The 18,036-nt window shown below is 57.4% G+C and carries 13 protein-coding genes; 6 read left to right on the top strand and 7 right to left on the bottom strand.

All coding sequences use genetic code 11. The annotated features are described in order from the left end of the window. Positions 1-49: 49 nt before the first annotated feature. The 5 genes from eat to IEX44_RS14375 all read left to right on the top strand — a co-directional run bounded on the left by eat (position 50) and on the right by IEX44_RS14375 (position 6,879). A complete protein-coding gene (eat, locus tag IEX44_RS14395) occupies positions 50-1,426 on the top strand; it encodes an ethanolamine permease (RefSeq protein ID WP_188695269.1) in 1,377 nt (458 codons plus the stop codon). Positions 1,427-1,494: 68 nt separating this feature from the next. Then, complete coding sequence (locus IEX44_RS14390; RefSeq protein ID WP_188695266.1) at positions 1,495-2,880, top strand: ethanolamine ammonia-lyase subunit EutB; 1,386 nt, start codon at positions 1,495-1,497, stop codon at positions 2,878-2,880. An 8-nt stretch (positions 2,881-2,888) separates the two neighbouring features. Beyond that, positions 2,889-3,758 (top strand): ethanolamine ammonia-lyase subunit EutC, encoded by an 870-nt coding sequence (gene eutC, locus IEX44_RS14385; RefSeq protein ID WP_188695264.1) that lies wholly within the window; start codon positions 2,889-2,891, stop codon positions 3,756-3,758. 342 nt (positions 3,759-4,100) lie between these two features. Beyond that, complete coding sequence (locus IEX44_RS14380) at positions 4,101-5,255, top strand: NHL repeat-containing protein (RefSeq protein WP_188695261.1); 1,155 nt, start codon at positions 4,101-4,103, stop codon at positions 5,253-5,255. A gap of 388 nt (positions 5,256-5,643) precedes the next feature. Continuing rightward, entirely contained in the window at positions 5,644-6,879 is a 1,236-nt protein-coding gene (locus IEX44_RS14375; protein ID WP_229679157.1) for a glycoside hydrolase family 5 protein, read from the top strand. Positions 6,880-7,315: 436 nt separating this feature from the next. Here the strand turns inward: IEX44_RS14375 and IEX44_RS14370 are convergent, their stop codons facing one another. From IEX44_RS14370 to IEX44_RS14345, 6 genes are all read right to left on the bottom strand, one after another. Next, positions 7,316-7,501 (bottom strand): tautomerase family protein, encoded by a 186-nt coding sequence (locus IEX44_RS14370; RefSeq protein ID WP_188695258.1) that lies wholly within the window; start codon positions 7,499-7,501, stop codon positions 7,316-7,318. Positions 7,502-7,569: 68 nt separating this feature from the next. Further along, positions 7,570-8,205, bottom strand: a complete 636-nt coding sequence (locus IEX44_RS14365; protein WP_188695255.1) for a LuxR C-terminal-related transcriptional regulator — start codon at positions 8,203-8,205, stop codon at positions 7,570-7,572. A gap of 103 nt (positions 8,206-8,308) precedes the next feature. Next, the gene (locus IEX44_RS14360; RefSeq protein ID WP_188695253.1) at positions 8,309-9,019 is read right to left on the bottom strand and encodes an SDR family oxidoreductase; all 711 of its coding nucleotides are present in this window, start codon (positions 9,017-9,019) and stop codon (positions 8,309-8,311) included. Between the two features lie 48 nt (positions 9,020-9,067). Then, entirely contained in the window at positions 9,068-9,625 is a 558-nt protein-coding gene (locus IEX44_RS14355) for an ester cyclase (RefSeq protein WP_188695250.1), read from the bottom strand. 52 nt (positions 9,626-9,677) lie between these two features. Next, positions 9,678-10,895 carry an MFS transporter gene (locus IEX44_RS14350; protein ID WP_188695247.1) on the bottom strand — a complete coding sequence of 406 codons (1,218 nt, stop codon included), beginning with the start codon at positions 10,893-10,895 and terminating at the stop codon, positions 9,678-9,680. 148 nt (positions 10,896-11,043) lie between these two features. After that, entirely contained in the window at positions 11,044-11,400 is a 357-nt protein-coding gene (locus IEX44_RS14345; protein WP_188695245.1) for a response regulator, read from the bottom strand. 353 nt (positions 11,401-11,753) lie between these two features. Between IEX44_RS14345 and IEX44_RS14340 the strand changes: the two genes are divergently transcribed. Further along, positions 11,754-17,198, top strand: coding sequence for an AAA family ATPase (locus tag IEX44_RS14340; protein ID WP_188695241.1), 5,445 nt, complete (start codon positions 11,754-11,756; stop codon positions 17,196-17,198). Positions 17,199-17,204: 6 nt separating this feature from the next. Here the strand turns inward: IEX44_RS14340 and IEX44_RS14335 are convergent, their stop codons facing one another. Next, a complete protein-coding gene (locus IEX44_RS14335) occupies positions 17,205-17,831 on the bottom strand; it encodes a response regulator transcription factor (RefSeq protein WP_188695992.1) in 627 nt (208 codons plus the stop codon). Between the last annotated feature and the right edge of the window lie 205 nt (positions 17,832-18,036).

The following is an 18,036-nucleotide window of genomic DNA, read 5'->3' as shown; positions in this document are numbered from 1 at the left end:
TGGCAGTTCGTCTGCCACACCGTCATCGGGTATCGCACAGGAGCATGCAATGGAAGCATCCGCATCCGGTCTCAGACCCGTTCTGAGCACATGGCAGTTATGGGGGATTGCCGTAGGGTTGGTGATCTCTGGTGAATATTTTGGCTGGAGTTACGGCTGGGCATCAGCCGGCACGTTGGGCTTTACGATCACCGCGCTGTTTATCGCGGCCATGTACGCGACGTTCATTTTCAGCTTTACCGAACTGACCACTTCCATCCCGCATGCCGGCGGCCCGTTTGCCTATAGCAAGCGTGCATTTGGCCCCACGGGCGGTTATCTGGCTGGCGTGGCGACGTTGATTGAGTTTGTCTTCGCCCCGCCTGCCATCGCGCTGGCGATTGGCGCTTACCTGAACGTGCAGTTCCCCAATATCGACCCTAAACACGCGGCGGTTGCGGCGTATCTGGTCTTCATGGGGCTCAATATTGTCGGCGTACAGGTGGCGGCCACGTTTGAGTTGTGTGTCACCTTGTTGGCCATTTTCGAGCTACTGGTGTTCATGGGAGTGGTCTCGCCGGGCTTCTCTACCGCTAATTTTGTAAAGGGCGGCTGGTCAGGCAGCGATCATTTCTCACTGGCGGCGATTCCTGGCATGTTTGCGGCCATTCCGTTTGCCATCTGGTTCTTTCTGGCGATTGAAGGTGTGGCCATGGCGGCGGAAGAAGCCAAAGACCCCAAGCGTTCTATCCCCATTGCCTACATTGCCGGGATTCTGACGCTGGTTGTGCTGGCCATTGGCGTGATGCTGTTTGCAGGCGGCGCGGGCGACTGGACCAAGCTTTCCAACATCAACGATCCGCTACCCCAAGCCATGAAGCTGATTGTCGGCCCGCATAGCGACTGGTTGCACATGCTGGTGTGGCTGGGTCTGTTTGGGCTGGTGGCGTCCTTCCACGGCATTATTCTGGGCTACTCCCGCCAGATTTTTGCCCTGGCACGTGAGGCGTATCTGCCGGCGTATTTTGCCAAGGTGCACCCACGGTTCAAGACACCGCATCGCGCCATTATTGCAGGTGGCGTGATCGGGATTGCGGCCATCTACAGTGACCAGTTGCTCACGCTGGGTGGTCAGACACTGACAGCCAATATCGTCACCATGTCGGTATTCGGGGCGATTCTGATGTACATCCTGAGCATGCTGAGCCTGTTCAAGCTCCGCCGCACAGAAGCCGGCCTGAACCGCCCGTTCCGCGCGCCGGTCTACCCATTCTTCCCGGCTTTTGCGTTGTTTGGCGCGGTGGTTTGCATGGCCACCATGATTTACTACAACTTGCTGATTTTCGGCATCTTTGTGGTGTTTCTGGCGGTGGGCTACGCTTACTTTCTGCTCACTGGTCAGCGCCGGGCCGATGCCATGGCAGTGGCACCAGAAGCTGCTTTGTAAGACCGCACCAGGGCGGGTCTGGCCCCGCCCTGGTGCCCGTCAATGGAAAGAGGAGCCCGTCTGTGCCGATGTTCAGCCATACAGTAGGGCCCATCACGCATCAATTTGCTGATCTGAAAGACCTGATGGCCAAAGCCACACCACTGCGTTCAGGCGATGTGCTGGCCGGCGTGGCGGCCGCCAGCGCAGAGCAACGCGTGGTCGCACAAATGGCGCTGGCGCAGTTACCGTTGCGGGTGTTTCTGGATCACGCACTGGTCCCGTACGAAGACGACGAAATCACCCGCCTGATCATCGACGACCATGATGTTCACGCCTTTGCCGCTATCAGCCATCTAACGGTGGGGGACTTCCGGAACTGGTTGCTCAGTGATGACGTCACCAGTGATGTTCTCGCGGCTACCGCCCCGGGCATCACGCCAGAAATGGCGGCTGCAGTGAGCAAGATCATGCGCAACCAGGACCTGATCCTGGTCGCAAAGAAATGCCGGGTGGTGACGGCGTTCAGAAGCACCATTGGGCTGGAAGGACGCTTGTCTACCCGCCTGCAACCCAACCATCCTACCGATGACGCCACGGGTATTGCGGCCAGTTTGCTGGATGGCTTGCTCTATGGCAGTGGCGACGCGGTATTCGGCATCAACCCGGCCACGGACAACGTGCCGCAGGTGATCAATCTGGTCAGCATGATGGCGGAAATCATCAGCCGTTATCAGATTCCCACACAGTCTTGCGTGCTGACCCACGTCACCAACACGCTTGCCGCCATCGAGCGTGGCGCACCGGTTGATCTGGTGTTCCAGTCGATTGCCGGGACCGAGGCCGCCAACCGCAGTTTTGGTATCGATCTGGCCATATTGGGCGAGGCGCGCAGTGCGGCATTGTCGCTCAAGCGCGGTACGGTGGGCGATAACGTCATGTACTTCGAGACGGGTCAGGGCAGCGCGTTGTCCGCCAACGGACACCATGGTGTTGACCAACAAACCTGTGAGGCGCGTGCTTACGCCGTGGCGCGCAAGTTCAAGCCGTTGCTGGTGAACACCGTGGTCGGGTTTATTGGCCCGGAATATCTGTACGACGGCAAACAGATTATCCGCGCCGGGCTGGAAGACCATTTCTGCGCCAAGCTGCTAGGCCTGCCGATGGGCTGCGACGTGTGCTACACCAACCACGCCGAGGCCGACCAGAACGATATGGATAACCTCTTGACGCTGCTGGCCGCCGCTGGCTGCAATTTTGTAATGGGCATTCCGGGCTCGGACGACATCATGCTGAACTACCAGACCACCTCGTTTCACGATGCACTTTATGTTCGGCGCGTGCTGGGTTTGCGCCCGGCACCGGAGTTTGAAGCCTGGTTACAGCAAACGCAGATTTTCAGCGCCGATCCGCAATTCAGATTACATGACGGCCTGCCACCCGTATTTGGCGAGGCGCTGCGGCGCCTGGCCTGAGGAATACCATGCCTGGATCCTCATCACCCGTGATTGAAAATCCGTGGCAAACGCTGCGGCGTTTTACCTCTGCCCGCATTGCGCTTGGCCGCGCCGGAGTCAGTTTGCCCACTGACGCCCAATTGGCCTTTCAACTGGCCCACGCCCAGGCGCGTGATGCCGTACACCTGGCGCTGGATGCAGAACATCTGCAAGCCGCACTGCGCGCTGCAGAGATCCCTGGCGCAGCAGAGAGCTACATCCTCCATAGCGCTGCCCAAGATCGGCTGACGTATTTGCAGCGGCCTGATCTGGGGCGACGATTGAGTGATGCATCGCGCGGCATGCTGACAGATGCCGATCACCAGTTCATCCAGCAAGCACCCTTGTATGACGTCGGCTTTGTGGTGGCGGATGGCCTCTCTGCCCTGGCCATCAGCAACAATACCGTGCCGTTTTTGGCGACTTTACAGACGCGTATAGCGGCTCACGGCTGGCGGCAAGCGCCGCTTGCCATTGTGCGGCAAGGGCGGGTGGCCGTCGGCGATGAAGTCGGCAGCCTGTTACGAACGCGACTGGTGGTGGTACTCATTGGCGAGCGGCCAGGCCTCAGTTCACCCGACAGCATGGGTCTTTATATCAGCTGGATGCCGCGTGTCGGCATGAGCGATGCCGAGCGCAACTGCATCTCCAACATCCGCCCGGGCGGTATGAGCTATAGCGAAGCGGCTTATCGACTTGATTACCTGTTAGTCGAAGCACGGCGACGACAACTCACAGGCGTGCAGTTGAAAGATGAAAGCGGCGTAGAAGCGGTGCTGGAAGATGCCAGCAAACGACCGCAAGTGCCGGCTAGCCTGTCGTTTCTAACACCCGTGACGCCCGCCAACGAGGGGTAGTGATCCGTATCGCTCAGCGCCCGCCACCAGCCTGAAAGCCGAAGACCGGCATGGTTGCGAGGGTCGGGACTGGCGACTGGCTCCGGATAGTTCGAAGCGGTGCGGAAGGGGTCGGTGGGAAAATCGACGTCATCCCGGACGTCAGCAGCACGACGAGATAGAGTCCAGGGCGACCGCGGCAGACCCGTTTGACGGCTCAGGCATGAGTCCATGCCAAACACCAAAATCATGGCCGGACAATTGCATCTCTCAAGAAGAATGCAACACGCTGACGGTGATAAGGTGCACAACACTGGCTAGCGCTTTAACATCCGCCCAACTTCCCTACGTGATGCGATTGTCATGAATTTGCCCTCGTATTTTCTCGCCGGTGTAATGGCGCTAGCACTGACTGGCTGCGTACTTGATTCCAGTGATTCCGCGCCGGCTGCGGCCAGTTCGGCAGCGGAGCCCGCCGCCACCCCCACACCGACGCCGGTTGTTACCACCTACACAGTTGGCGGTTCTGTATCCGGTTTGACCAGTGGCACGCTGGTGCTGAAGAACAACGGTACAGATGCCTTGACCGTGACGGCGAATGGCGCATTCAAATTCGCCAATGGCCTCACACTCAATGGCAGTTATAACGTCACGGTAGGCACACAACCGGCCGGGCTGATCTGTACCATCAGTGGGGGGAGTGGCACTCACGTCGTCACGGATATCACCAATGTCTCAGTCGTGTGCGGTCAGACTCTACAGCTTGCCCCCAGTACCACATTCCCGGCCCTTGGCAGTGTCGTGGTGGCTAGCGATGGCACTGTTTATACCTGCAAGGCCTTCGATTCAACGATCTACAGAATCCCGCCCGGTGCAGCAACGGCGACCATCATTGCCGCTGGTTCCGGTATTACCTCGTGCGCAAGTATGAACCTGGACGCCAGCGACAATCTGTATATCGCGGATGACCGCAGCCGGGTGATCTGGAAAATTGCCGCCGGGGCAAATACAGCAACCGCACTCCCGCTCACCTCGCCCACATTCACTGCACCGACAGGCGTCGCCGTCGATGCGGCAGGGACGGTGTATGTGGCGGATCCAACCCCCCGGAATATTTACAAATTTGCGGCGGGGTCTTCAACCGGCACGATATTGAACGCTTCACTGGTGGCCCCGTCATTCCTTAGCGTGGATGCCAGCGGGAATTTGTATGTGTCAAGCGGAACAGCCTTGGGCATTTTCCAAATCCCTGCTGGTAGTTCAATCGGCACGCTGGTGCCCGGCTCGATCGGCCTTCAAACCTGGCAAACTGCAGTGGATGCACAGGGTAATCTGTTTGCGGCCGGTTTTTCTGACCACGTGCTTTACAAGTTTGCCGCAGGCGCGTCGTCGGCCAGTATTGTTCAGACAGGGTCGTTGAGCTTGGGGTTCGTCGAGGGCATTGCGGTAGATGCTTCGGGCAATGTGTACTTTGCGGGTGAAAGCCCGAATCAGCTCTACGAGGTTGCGGCCCCCTGATTGAATGCTGGCTTGATCATCTCCCGTCTGGCCTTTTAGCCAGACGGGAGATGGTCACCGCGCTGGGCCCTGATTTTGGCCGAACGGGGTATCGGTTAGTCCAGGCAGAATCCTGTACCTGGCAAGCCGCCGAGTGACCGTTCTGATCGGCCGTCAACGTCGCGGCGCAAAGCGGGTCTGGCAAGCGGTGCATGTGCAACGCTGGCGAGTCTCCATGTCGACTCGATCTTGCTAACCATGGGCTTCGCGTTCTTCATTGAGCGCTTGCCGCTTTTTCGTAAAAAAGCCTTTGCGGTTCTTTAAAAGCATCGCGGTGGCTCCGTCGGGCGTTCACCCTGTAGATTAGTGTCTGCTTTGCCCCGAAAAGCTGGCAGTCCAACTGGCTCACATGAAAACCCAAACAGACTCTCGCACCTCGCCCGATGTGCCCATCGCAGTGCGCGCGCAAAAGCGAAGCTTCATGGCCTACCCACGCGGGGTGTTCGGCCTCGCGCTATCGTGTGCGTTGCTTATCGCCTGTACAAGCACCGCGCCTGAGCGAACCCCGGACTACCCACCATCAATGAAGCGGGCCGAAGCGGCCACCAGCGGGCCACCCCGTTTTTTCCATGCACAGGGCACGCGGATTGTTGACGAGACCGGCCAGCCAGTACGGCTACGCGGCGTGGCCTTTGGCAATCAGGTTTACGGCAAGGTGCGCCTGCCAGTGACGCATCATGACGAGGCCGACTACGCGCGGCTTCAGGCGATGGGAATGAACCTCGTCCGCTTCTATATCTATTACGGCACGCTCGAAAGCGATGCCGAGCCCTATCACTATCGCGACGATGGCTGGGCCTGGCTGGATCGCAACGTCGAATGGGCGCGACGTCATGGCGTTTACCTGATCTTCAACATGCACGTACCACCAGGCGGCTTCCAGTCACTGGGGCAAGGTGGCGCACTGTGGCGCGATCAGGCAAACCAGAAGCGTTTCATTGCCCTGTGGCGAGCCATCGCCGCCCGCTATGCCAATGAGCCCGTCGTGGCCGGCTATGACCTCCTTAACGAACCCAACGTGCTCAAGAACAAACGCGAATGGCAACAACTTGCCCAGGCCACAGCCCAGGCCATCCGCGAAGTGGACACGCATCATCCGGTCATCGTCGAACGCGTTAACGCCGTGGCAGGGTCATGGAACAATGATGGGGAAATGAATTTCGTCACCATTGATGATCCCAACGTCGTTTACACCTTTCATTTCTACGAGCCTTTCCGCTTCACCCACACGCACGCACCCTGGGCGAACATGCAGAACGTCGAAGGTGGGCAATGGAATGCCGAGGGCGCCGCAAAACTGCGGCTGGCGATGGCACCCTATCTGGCATGGGGCGCACAACACGATGTACCGCTCTACCTGGGTGAATTCGGCCTCATTCGCACCGCATTCCAGAACAACCGCAACGGCCTCGCCTGGGCGGCAGACATGATTGATCTGGCCGATGAAGCCGACCTGCCCTGGACCTGGCACGCTTACCATGAGGACTACTTCGCGCTCTACTACGGCGACCGCCAACCGATCTCTGGCACCACACCAAACCAGGGGCTGATCGATCTTTTCACCGCCAAGCTAGCGCCACGCTGAGAGAACCGTTTACTGCCCAGCGATACGCAGACGCAGCAGGTCCAGCCTCGCCATTGAATGTCTTCAGTGACCCGACCGACACCATTCAGTCATGGATCTTTGACATATCAGCCAGGAATTCTGGGTATTCGAAATACTGACCGTTCAGGATGTTGGGCTGATGGCAGTGCCAGAGCTCGCGGGTGCTCGCATTGGCCCGAAATGTGGTCTGGAGGATAGCTCGACTGGCTGCGAATCGGCCAAAGCGGAATTTGGCGCGGGCGGCCGTCTAAGTCTGCTTTGCACCGGAAATCGGCCATCATGTGCGTTGAAAACCTGCGCGATGCATGGACTCAGAACCACAGTACTACCCAAATCCGGGTAGACGCTGCTGGAAAAAAGCCGCATACGAATTGATGCGGCTTTTTTGTACCCGCTATAAAAGGCACCAGGTTGTTCATCTATCCGAAAACAGCACCCCACCTTTCATCTTGTGATCAAGCGCAGACTCCATCACCTGCACCACAACAGCTTCCTTCGGAACACTGAACTCTTCAACCACCGCGCTGGTGATTCGTTCCATCAAACGTTTCTTCTGCTCGGAAGTACGGCCTGCAGCAGCGTAAACAATAATTTCTGGCATGATTTTCTCCGGGTGTTTCAGTTAAACAATGGTTGGGGAGTTCTGTGCGGCCAAGCGGGTTCCGGTATTCAGGACGCGGGCGCAGACACAGTGACCAGGCCGCGATCCCTGGCAATCGCTGCCGCGCGAGTACGAGTATCGGCCTCCAGCTTGTCCAGAATGGAAGCCACATGGGTCTTGGCGGTGCCTAAAGAGATGCCCAGCGTGGAGGCGATGTCACGGTTGCAGTTTCCGTTGGCCAGTAGCGCCAGTACGTCCTGCTCACGTGCGGTGAGAGCCGCGCGGGAGAGGGAGTCGACTAGCCGCCGGGATAGCGCGTCGCTTAAGTAACGGTGGCCCGCGGCAAGTTTGCGGATGCTCTCTTCCAGCACATCAGCATCGCAATCGATCAACAGGTAGCCGTGGACACCCAGATCAAAGGCATTGCGCATGTCCCGCTCGTTGTCACGGACGGTTAACAGCAATACGCGCGGAGCGCTCCCCGGATAACGAGAGCCCCCACGCAACCTTTGTAGAAACAGGCACGCGGTATCGTAGTCACCCACAATGACATCAACGCCGGTAAAGCGCCGCGCCTCGACCCATTCAACGGGATGAATCGAGACAATGATGTCCGGCGCAGATGACAACAGCCCCTTAATGCCACAGGCCACCAGCGGATTGCGGTGGGCTACGGCAACATGCAATGGCACGGTCTCAGTCATGGCAATCTCTTGTCTATCGAGGATGGTTGCCCAGCTACCTGCGAATAGATTGCTGGATTCCATTTGTGGCAGCGCCTCTTGCAATGAAGGGGCACGCGCCCTGTTACGCAATCGCGCCACCGCCGTCGACCAGTACCGTCGAGCCCGTCGCATAACGGGTTGAGGCAAGGTAAATGACGGCGTTGGCAATATCCTCTGGCGCGCCGACCCGTTTTGCCGGCAGGCGGGCGGCCACGCTTTCGTACATCCGCTCGCGTGCCGACGCGTCCAGATTTGCCCACAGTTCGGTCGCGATCAATCCTGGAGAAACCACGTTGACCCGAATCGGTGACAACTCCAGCGCGAGACCACGCCCCAACGATTCGAGCGCAGCATTGATCGCACCTTGAAGGACAGAAGACTTGCTGGGGCGCACCGACAAAAAGCCGGACACCAGTGTCAGTGAACCCGCTTCGCGAATGTGAACTGCGCGTGCCACGCGATAGGCACCCCAGAACTTGCTGTTCATGGCGCTGTACGCATCCTCAAGTTCAAGACCATGAACCGGGCCGGTCGCTGTCTGGGCTGCTGAAACCACCACATGATCAAATTCGCCCAGTTCACGCAGCACGTGACTGACTTGTTCATCATGGGTGATGTCCAGAACGACGGTTTCAACCTTCCCGACAATCTGACTGGCGACATGATCAAGCTTGGCCTTGTTGCGCGATGCGATATAGACGTGAGCGCCGTGTTGCGCAAAGCTCGCAGCGGTTGCAGCGCCAATCCCCGAGCTGCCACCGACAACCAATACACGTTGATCTTTGAAAAGCATGTTGTTGCTCCTGAAGTCGTGATTCATGGTGAGCACCGGTGGCGGGCATTATTTGGCGACAACACCCAACTGCTGCAGGAAGGTGAGGTTGTCTTCCAGATGCCAGTTTTCCGCGATCTTGCCGTCGTGGATGCGATAGATATCCGTGGCGATAAAGTCGACAGGTTGGCCAGTGCCCTGGACACCGTTAAAGCTGCCGGTGAAATGGCCGGTGAATCGCAGGTGGGTTACAACGCGGTCACCCGTCACGATCATTTGGGTGATTTCGGCGTGGACATCCGGCACAGCGCCATGAAAGCCCTTGGAGGCGGCCAAAGGGCCTGCCACGCCTTGCGGACGGCCCGCCGGCAATGTGCGATCCATAAAGTCAGCGGCGAGTGCTTCACGCGCCATGGCTTCATCGCCGGTGGTCCAGAACGTGTCGTACAGGCGTGCCGCATGAATTTGTTGCTCCAGTTGCTTTTTGGGCAGCGTTTTATCCACGATCAGAACACCTGGTTTGGCCAGATCATCCGATGCGGCTTTGGCATGCGAGGCGATCAGCAGGGCTGCAACGATGGGCAATGCTGACAGAGCGGTAGTGATCGAAAGCGTTTTGGTGGTCATGATGAGTTCCCTGATTGGCAAAGTTGAGACGACGTTAGTTGTGTTGCCGCATTCAGATAGAACGGGTGGCGGCCTCACCCAGTGATGGCTTGCCGGGTGCCTCTGCGTGTGAGGCCTCCACGTGTACTTCCGCCCCGTCGAGCCGGCGGGCAAAGATGGTGAGGATCAGCGCACCGGCGGTGACTGCCGCGGCAACCCAAGGCAAAACATCAAGCGATTGACCGTGCGACAGGGCCAGACCGCCCAGCCAGGCCCCCATGGCGTTGCCCACGTTGAAAGCGCCGATATTCAGGGTTGATGCCAGATTGGGTGCGTGGCTGGCTTTGCTCAGGACACGCATTTGCAGGCCGGGGATGGTGGCGAATGCGGCAATGCCCCAGATAAAGATGGTGATCAACGAGAGCACCTGGTTGTGCATCGTGTAGCTGAACAGCCCCATGATCACGATGAGGGCAGCAAAGATGACAATCAGTGCCTTGAGTGCCCCACGGTCCGCAAATTTGCCGCCCACCCAATTACCGATCGCCAGGCCGATCCCGAACATGACGAGGATGGGTGTGACCGCATGCGCAGCGAACCCGCTCATCTCTTCAAGAATCGGCGTGATATAGGTGAACACCACAAATACGCCGCCAAACCCAAGCACGGTCATCAACAAGGCCAGCCAGACCTGGCCTTGCTTGAGTACGCTGAGTTCATGGGCCAGCCCGCCAGATTTGCCGTCTCGTTTGTCGGGCACCAGCAAAGCCAGTGCGATGGCAGCAGCAACACCGGCAACCGCAACGGCCCAGAATGCCACCCGCCATCCATGTGATTGACCAATAAACGTGCCGAGTGGAACGCCGAGCACGTTGGCAAGCGCCAGCCCGGTAAACATCATGGCAACCGCGCTGGCTTGCTTGTCCTTGGGCACCAGCGAAGCCGCAACCACTGATCCGATCCCGAAGAACGAACCATGGGCGAATGAGGTAATCACCCGCGCGACCATCAGGCTTTGGTAGCTGGATGCAGTGGCGCAAAGGACATTGCCGACAATGAAGATGCCCATCAGCAACAGCAGCGCCAGTTTATGTGGCATGCGGCTGGTCAACAGGGCCAGTAGTGGTGCGCCAAACGCGACACCGAGGGCATAGCCGCTGACCAGCAGGCCGGCAGAAGGGATGGAGACGGACAGCGAATGCGCCACGTCGGGCAAGATGCCCATGATGACGAACTCGGTGGTCCCGATGGCAAACGCGCTTAATGCCAAGGCAATGATGGGGAGAGACATTGCATTTTCCTTGAAAGTAAATGCAGGACCCTGAAAACGCCGCCCTGCGCAGTTCATTCAAAATCGGGATCGAGTATTGCGACGCTTCTCCCCAACGGTCTTGGATGGGGTTGCCATTCATTGCTCAAAAAAGGCGTTACGTTGGGGGTTAGGCCGCAGCAGGCGGATCGCCCAATGTTTTTACGATCAGCTCAGACAAAGTGCTGAGACTGAACGGCTTTTGCATCAGGCCAAGAACCTTCAACTGGCCCACCCGGCGTTGATGCTCGGGTGTGCAGTAAGAGGAAACGAACAATGTCGGTGGTTGTTTCCCGGTCTTGACCAACTGGTCAAACATCTCGATCCCTGACATGCCCGGCATCCGGATATCGGCAATGAGCAGTGCAATCTCGTGACGCGCCGAGAAAGCAAGCAAGGCTGCTGCGCTATCGAAGGTCTCAACGGCCCAGCCGGATGAACGAATAAAACTGGACAGTGCAACGCGGACAGCTTCGTCGTCGTCCACTACACAAATGGGCTTTGTTATGGACACGTGAGACTCAATATCTGGATGGCGGGTGGATCGCTTTTCGTTGTGTCAAAGATAATTTCTGACGCAATTCAAAACTACCAGGCTGATGGCGGGTTTTGCTACGCCCAAGGTACTGGCGGGCTATACCTTGGTACAGGTTCACTGTACGTTGATACTGTATGACAATGGAATGGCCGGCATGCCTGCCAGTACATAGCCTGTCGGCTCCGCTGGCGCGCCGGCAATGGGCGTCTGTCTGATGGCGCCCGGGATGTGGATGATCTGTTAATGGCCCTGAACCAGCACACTCCTGAACCCGGCTGTGTGCGCAAATGACTGCCGCGCCTATGCTCCGCTCATTCGTTAGTCTTGCCACCCTACGAAGTGACCACCTCACGGTTAAGCGAGGTCTTGCAGAAGCGGGCGAGCCGATTCTCGTCGTCACCCCGACAGCCATCAATCCTGCCCCGGATATCTACGCGCGTTTCGAAAATGAAATGGCGCTCGAACCCATGCTTGAGCGGGAATGGTCGGTGCTCCCCCTGCGCCACGCGCGCCACGACAATGCGTCTGCATTGCTACTGCGTGATCCAGGGGGTGACCTGCTTGCCAGCATTCAGGTCGCATCGCTTGGGTTGACACAACGGCTTGTACTTGCACTCAGCGTGATTGAAGCGATCCGGCGTATGCACCTCAAAGGCATTGTGCATGCGGGTTTGAGCCTTCAAACCTTCTTTGTCAGCGTGGATTTGCGTGCGGCATGGATTACAGATTTCGGTGTCGCGTCCCGGATCCGTTTCATGCAAGGAGAGCGTGGTTCAGCGGCAAATCCGCGGTTTCTGGTTCCGGAACAAATGCCGGGATCTGGCCGGTATATGGATCACGCTGCTGATATTTACGCATTTGGCGAGATACTGCAGCATCTGATGGGGCATACTGAGCCTGCTCCAGCCCTTGTTGAGCCTTATGGATTTGCGCTGGAATTGCTGGCCGAAATCACCGCGCGTCTGCTGCACACGGATCACCACGCCCGTTATCCGTCTGCATCTGCAATTCAGGCCGACCTCTACCGTGTTCTGGCCGCGCTGAAGGGGCTCGATAATGAGCCCGCCACGCAAACCATCGCGCAAACTGGCATTCGTGACAGGTCTGCCCTGGCCTTTCGGCCACCTCGTGTTTACGGACGAAAACGAGAGTTCTCACGCTTATTCGAGCACATGGCGCGGGTCGCGGAAACGGGCGATTCCGCAGCAGTGCTGATCAGTGGTGCTGCCGGTTCAGGCAAGTCGACGTTGATCGAAGCGCTGCGTGCAGACGGAAAAAGCACCTCCTGGCGATTTGCCAGCGGCAAGTTTGATCAGCAAAAACTGGATTCACCTTATCAAGCGTTGCTGGAGGCAACAGGTAGCCTGATCTCACGACTGCAGACGTCGGGCGAGAGTCCGGAGCTTCTGCAAATAGAAGCACAGCAGGCCGTCGGAGGGCTTGGAAGGTTAATTACAGATGCGATCCCCGAGGCGGCCTGGCTGCTGGGTCAACCCGCCCCGGCGCCGGAGGTCAGCACAGAACGGGTGAAGGCACGCTGGCATGACACGCTGGCCCGATTCATTGGCGTGTTTGCGCGGCCGGCCAATCCGTTGCTGCTGTTTATCGATGATTTGCAATGGGCAGATACTGCCACGCTGGAGTTCATGGCCGAGACAATGACGCATCGGCCGATCAAGTGGCTGTTTTTGGCCGGAGCAACACGGGACACGGAGAATCTGCTTGAGACCGGTTGGCCTGCAAGGGTACGGGCAGCCAGTCATGATGCCGCTGATATTGAGGTCCTTGCACTGTCGCCATTGTCGCGAGAAGCAATCGGCAACCTGCTGAATGACTTTCTGGGAACGGGTCAGGATGAGGTGACACAACTTGTCGACTTTGTTCACACCAAGGCAGCAGGCAATCCACTTTTCGCCATTCAGCTTGTCCGCAAAATAGTGGATGAGCGCATTGTCACAAAAAACTACGTCAGCCAGCGTTGGGAATGGGTACCGGCGCAATTGTTAGCCGCACTCGAGACCACTGATCTCCCATCCCTGGTTCGTTTCCGGGTGAATGCTCTGCCTTTGCCATCACAGGGTGTCATCGCTTTGTTTGCCTGTATGGGCAATGTCGCGACAAACAAGCGTCTTGGTCTGGTCACAAAACTGGATGAGGCCGTTCTTTACGAGCAGTTGTTACCCGCGTTGCGGGCAGGGCTGATCCTGAACCGGGGCGAAGAATATTTCTTTGTGCACGACCGGATCCGTGAAGTCATGTACGCCATGCTGGATGCCGAAGTACGGGCGCAATGTCATCTGCGAATTGCAGAAACCATCAAGCTCGATAGGCCGGTCGTTGCCCGGCAATTTGAATTGGCCACCCATTTGAACAAGGCGGCGGTGTTGCTTGACTCTGAGTCCCTGCGTCTTGACGCAGCACAAGAGAATTTTGAGGCAGCACAACTGGCCAAAGTCACCGGCGCGCTCGATGCTGCCGTGTTTTATCTGGATAGCGCGCAACAGCTGCTTGGGCCAATCGATCCGGATATCGCCCATCCATTGCGCACCCGGATACTGGTAGAAGCCGCGCGTTGTGAACTGGCTCGTGGCAACCTCCAGGCTTGCCAGAATGTGCTGGGCATCCTGGAGAAGCCGGATCTTTCGAAAGAACGGACCATCGAAAAAACGCTGATTGCTGTCACCCTGAACGTGATGCAGTCAAACAATGTCGAAGCCGCGCAAATCGCGCTGGCCTGCTTGCGCCAATACTGCGGCGTCGATCTGTCTCAGTACCCGGATGAAGCGGAAATTCATGCAGCATTCGATGCGGTATTTTCCAAATTGGGCAACCGTGAAATCGAGTCTCTGGTTTCATTGCCTGACTTGAATGACGTCGACGCCACGCAAACAATGAGTTTGCTGTCCAGCCTGCTGCTGCCCAGCTTTTACACCAGCCTGGGGCTTTTCCTGCTGCATATCGCCAAAATGGCTGAGCTGGCACTTGATCGCGGCATCAATGCCACGGCAGCCTATTCCTTTAGTGCATTGGGCGTTGCAATAGGCGAACTGCTCGGCCGCTACGAAGATGGCTATCGCTTCGGCGTACTCGCCAAGGAGCTGGTGTTCTCCCGGGGCTACGATGCAGTTAAAGCCAGAACGCTTGTCAGCCTGCAGATGGCCAGCCTGTGGACACAGCCGCTCGATGTGGCGCTTAAAGTGATCAAAATGGCGCGTGATGCGGCCGATGAGTCCGGGGAAATTGATATTTCCTGTACAACGCGCAGTTTGCTCGTGACCAATATGCTGGCTATTGGCTCACCGCTGGACGAAGTACGGCAAGCTGCACTCTCTGGACAGCTTTTTGTAGTACGTGCCGGCTTTGGTGATTTGGCAGACATGCTGGCCATTCAGCTGGCGTTTATTGATGCACTGGCGGACCCGGAGGCCGGCACGCAAACACTGGATAATGCCGTGTTCGCAGAAGCGGGATTCGAACAAAAACTGACCAGCAACGCCAACGCCAGCCTGGTTTGCATGTATTGGGTGATGAAGGGCCGGTTGCGCTGTATGGCCGGGCAGTTTGATGAAGCAGAGGCCGCCTTTCTGGAGGCGGAGAAAGTAGCCTGGTCACTGCCCGGGTTCTTTCAGATGTGCGACTACCATTTCTTTGGGGGATTGACCGCAGCCGCTTTGCTGCGAGATAAAAAAAGTCCCCATGTCACCCGCCGGGCCGAACGCCTGCAGGTTGCCATCGAACGGTTGTCCCGGTGGGCCTATTCGTGTGAATCCACGTTTTCTGGCAAACACGAACTCTTGTTAGCCGAAGCGGCCCGTGCTGAGGGTAATCAGCTCGAAGCGCTCGCCCGCTATGACGCTGCTATACGGGCCTCCAGCATTTATGGGCTGGCTCATGATGAAGGCTTGGTGCTGGAGCGCGCCGCGGGGTATTGCCAGGAGCATGGGCTCACCGGCATTTCGCGCGGCTGGCTACAACAGGCTCATCAAGCCTGGTCCCGCTGGGGGGCAATGGCGAAGGCTGCCGAACTGGAACGACAGAATGTTCATCTGCTCTCCAGAACAGATCTGGCTGGACAAGCCGGCCCGCGGCTCCGCGATAAAGACATCCAGTTTCTGGCGGAGACGACCAGAGCCATGTCGAGCGAGATTGTGGTGGAGCAACTGATTGAGAAACTGCTTGCCGCTACGCTGACCTATACGGGGGCCAGCTTCGGCCTGTTTGTACGCCGCAATACGCAACCCGAAGTACTCGCATCCCTGGTGCGTGATCTCTCCTCCGAAACCGGATTTAGAACCACCGCAAGCGCAACGCCTTCAACCCCCTTCTGGCACGGCATGCTCATGGAGCAACATCCCGTCGTCTTTGACGGGACGGAAGTCAAACTTCGCTTTCCCGATGAAGAATATTTCCGCACGCATGGCGCTTCGTTCATCGTCTGCATCCCCTTGATCAAGCAAGGTCGTTCACTGGGTGTGCTTTATCTGGAGCAACACGAACCTGCGAAACTGCCCACACCGGGCAAATTGGCGGTGCTTGAAATGATTGCCGCACAGGCTGCGGTTTCGATGGAAGTTGCCAGGCTTTACGCCGACGCTTCAGAGGAAAACCATCAGCGCAAACGCATCGAGTTGACGCTCAGAGAAAACGAAACTGTGCTGGCCCAGACCCAGAGAGTGGGCGGGACAGCACACTGGATCTGGCACGTGACCTCGGGGCAGGTCGACTGCTCACCCGAATTGGCCCATATGCTCAGAATTGAACAGGCCGAAGCTGTAGGCACCATTCCTCTTGAGGTCATTCTTGAGCGGCTCCATCATGACGATCGCTCTGCTGTGATACAGAATCTCAATGACGCTGCCCTGCATCAGCGCGGATTCCGTATCCAGTTTCGCAGCCTTGGTCGTGAAGACGTCCGCTATTTTCAGGCAATTGGCGAGCCGCAACTTGCGGGACCGGATACGTTGAGATTTATCGGCACCACGATTGACATCACCGAACGTGAACTGCGTGAGCAAGCATTGCAACTTGCGCGTAGCCAGCTCTCCCAAGCCACGCGTGTTTACACGTTGGGCCAATTGGCTGCATCGATTACCCATGAAGTCAATCAGCCCCTTGCCGCGATTATCGCAAACGGGTTAGCCGGTTTGCGATGGCTGCAAAGAGACACACCTGACTTTGGGGAGGTGGTTAGCGCATTGCAGCGAGTAGTTCAGGAAGGGGAACGGGCGAATCAGGTCATCGGGAGGACCCGTGGCCTGATCAAGGGCTCGCAACCCCAGCGTAGTTCGATCCATCTGGGTGAACTGCTGCAGGAAACACTGGCTCTGATGCGACGGGAAGTGCAAACCCATTCGATTTCAATCCAGCTTTCGCTGGAAGAGAACATCCCGGCCACGTTGATCGATCAGGTTCAAATCCAGCAGGTTCTCATCAACTTGCTGGCCAACGCGATTGATGTTCTTTCTACCGTGCATGATCGGCGCAGGATCATTAGTGTCTTTCTGTCCTTCATTGCGGGTGACGGCATCTTGTTGCAGATCACCGACAACGGACCGGGCGTCGCGCCTGTGAATCGGGAAAGAATCTTCACGCCGTTTTATTCGACGAAATCAGAAGGGCTGGGCATCGGGTTGTCGATGTGCCGAACCATTGTCGAAGCCCATGGCGGAACGATTGTGCTGGACGAACAAACCGAAGGCGCCACGTTCAGCGTGCGCCTTCCGCTCACCGCTGAAACCAGCGCTTAGGAACATTCAATGGGTTGGAAAGACACCGATCGAGGTGGCTTTGATCACCAGATCAGCGATATTGCGTGCGCCCATTTTCTTCATGATCTGACCACGATGAGCCTTCACCGTCACCTCGCTGAGATGGATCTTTGACGCGATTTGCTTGTTCATCAGTCCACTCAAAACCAGATCAAGGACTTGCCGCTCTCGGGAGGTGAGTGAGTTATAGCCATATCGTAGTGGCGACAATCCCTTTTCGCGTTGCAAGCGTTCCTGATCCTTGGCGAGCGCGGCGTTGACCGCATCCAGCATGTTCTGCTCACGGAACGGCTTGGGCAGAAAGTCGAAAGCACCACCTTTCATTGCCGCCACGGACATTTCCACATCGCCATGCCCTGTCATGAAAATGATCGGAATATCCATTTCCCTGGCCGCAATTTCCTTCTGCAGAGCAAGACCACTGGCACCACTGAGCCGAACATCCAGCACAAGGCAGCTCGGGTGGCCTGCATTGTAGGCTGCGAGAAACTCCCCTGGCGCCGAGAACGAAGCGACCTCAAGGCCAACGGACCGCAAAAGGCTGTCCAGCCCGTTTCGAAAGGGCTCGTCGTCATCTACGAGATAAACAACCTGGCGTTCAAGGTTTGGCATGATTGGCTGAGCGGTTGGCAAGGACATCTGCAACGGGATATACACGCGGACTATAGCTCATTGAGTGCCGGGAAATAACCTTCTCAGTGGCAGGGCACTGATCAGTCGAACGACCAAGGCATGGCGTACTGGCTCTGGCGGGTAATCGGTGTGGATTCAACCGGTCGATGCAACACACTAGAACCTGCGCAGGCAGGAGGAGTGT

Source organism: Silvimonas amylolytica (assembly GCF_014645555.1).
In the GTDB taxonomy this organism is placed as follows: domain Bacteria; phylum Pseudomonadota; class Gammaproteobacteria; order Burkholderiales; family Chitinibacteraceae; genus Silvimonas; species Silvimonas amylolytica.
Note: the sequence above shows the minus strand (reverse complement) of the source record. Positions and strands in the feature narration are given on the sequence as shown.

Bases quoted from the DNA above. Each gene is read 5' to 3' on its own strand.
- eat (WP_188695269.1), top strand. From the start codon at position 50: ATGGAAGCATCCGCATCCGGTCTCAGACCCGTTCTGAGCACATGGCAG.
- IEX44_RS14390 (WP_188695266.1), top strand. From the start codon at position 1,495: ATGTTCAGCCATACAGTAGGGCCCATCACGCATCAATTTGCTGATCTG.
- eutC (WP_188695264.1), top strand. From the start codon at position 2,889: ATGCCTGGATCCTCATCACCCGTGATTGAAAATCCGTGGCAAACGCTG.
- IEX44_RS14380 (WP_188695261.1), top strand. From the start codon at position 4,101: ATGAATTTGCCCTCGTATTTTCTCGCCGGTGTAATGGCGCTAGCACTG.
- IEX44_RS14375 (WP_229679157.1), top strand. From the start codon at position 5,644: ATGAAAACCCAAACAGACTCTCGCACCTCGCCCGATGTGCCCATCGCA.
- IEX44_RS14370 (WP_188695258.1), bottom strand. From the start codon at position 7,501: ATGCCAGAAATTATTGTTTACGCTGCTGCAGGCCGTACTTCCGAGCAG.
- IEX44_RS14365 (WP_188695255.1), bottom strand. From the start codon at position 8,205: ATGACTGAGACCGTGCCATTGCATGTTGCCGTAGCCCACCGCAATCCG.
- IEX44_RS14360 (WP_188695253.1), bottom strand. From the start codon at position 9,019: ATGCTTTTCAAAGATCAACGTGTATTGGTTGTCGGTGGCAGCTCGGGG.
- IEX44_RS14355 (WP_188695250.1), bottom strand. From the start codon at position 9,625: ATGACCACCAAAACGCTTTCGATCACTACCGCTCTGTCAGCATTGCCC.
- IEX44_RS14350 (WP_188695247.1), bottom strand. From the start codon at position 10,895: ATGTCTCTCCCCATCATTGCCTTGGCATTAAGCGCGTTTGCCATCGGG.
- IEX44_RS14340 (WP_188695241.1), top strand. From the start codon at position 11,754: ATGCTCCGCTCATTCGTTAGTCTTGCCACCCTACGAAGTGACCACCTC.
- IEX44_RS14335 (WP_188695992.1), bottom strand. From the start codon at position 17,831: ATGCCAAACCTTGAACGCCAGGTTGTTTATCTCGTAGATGACGACGAG.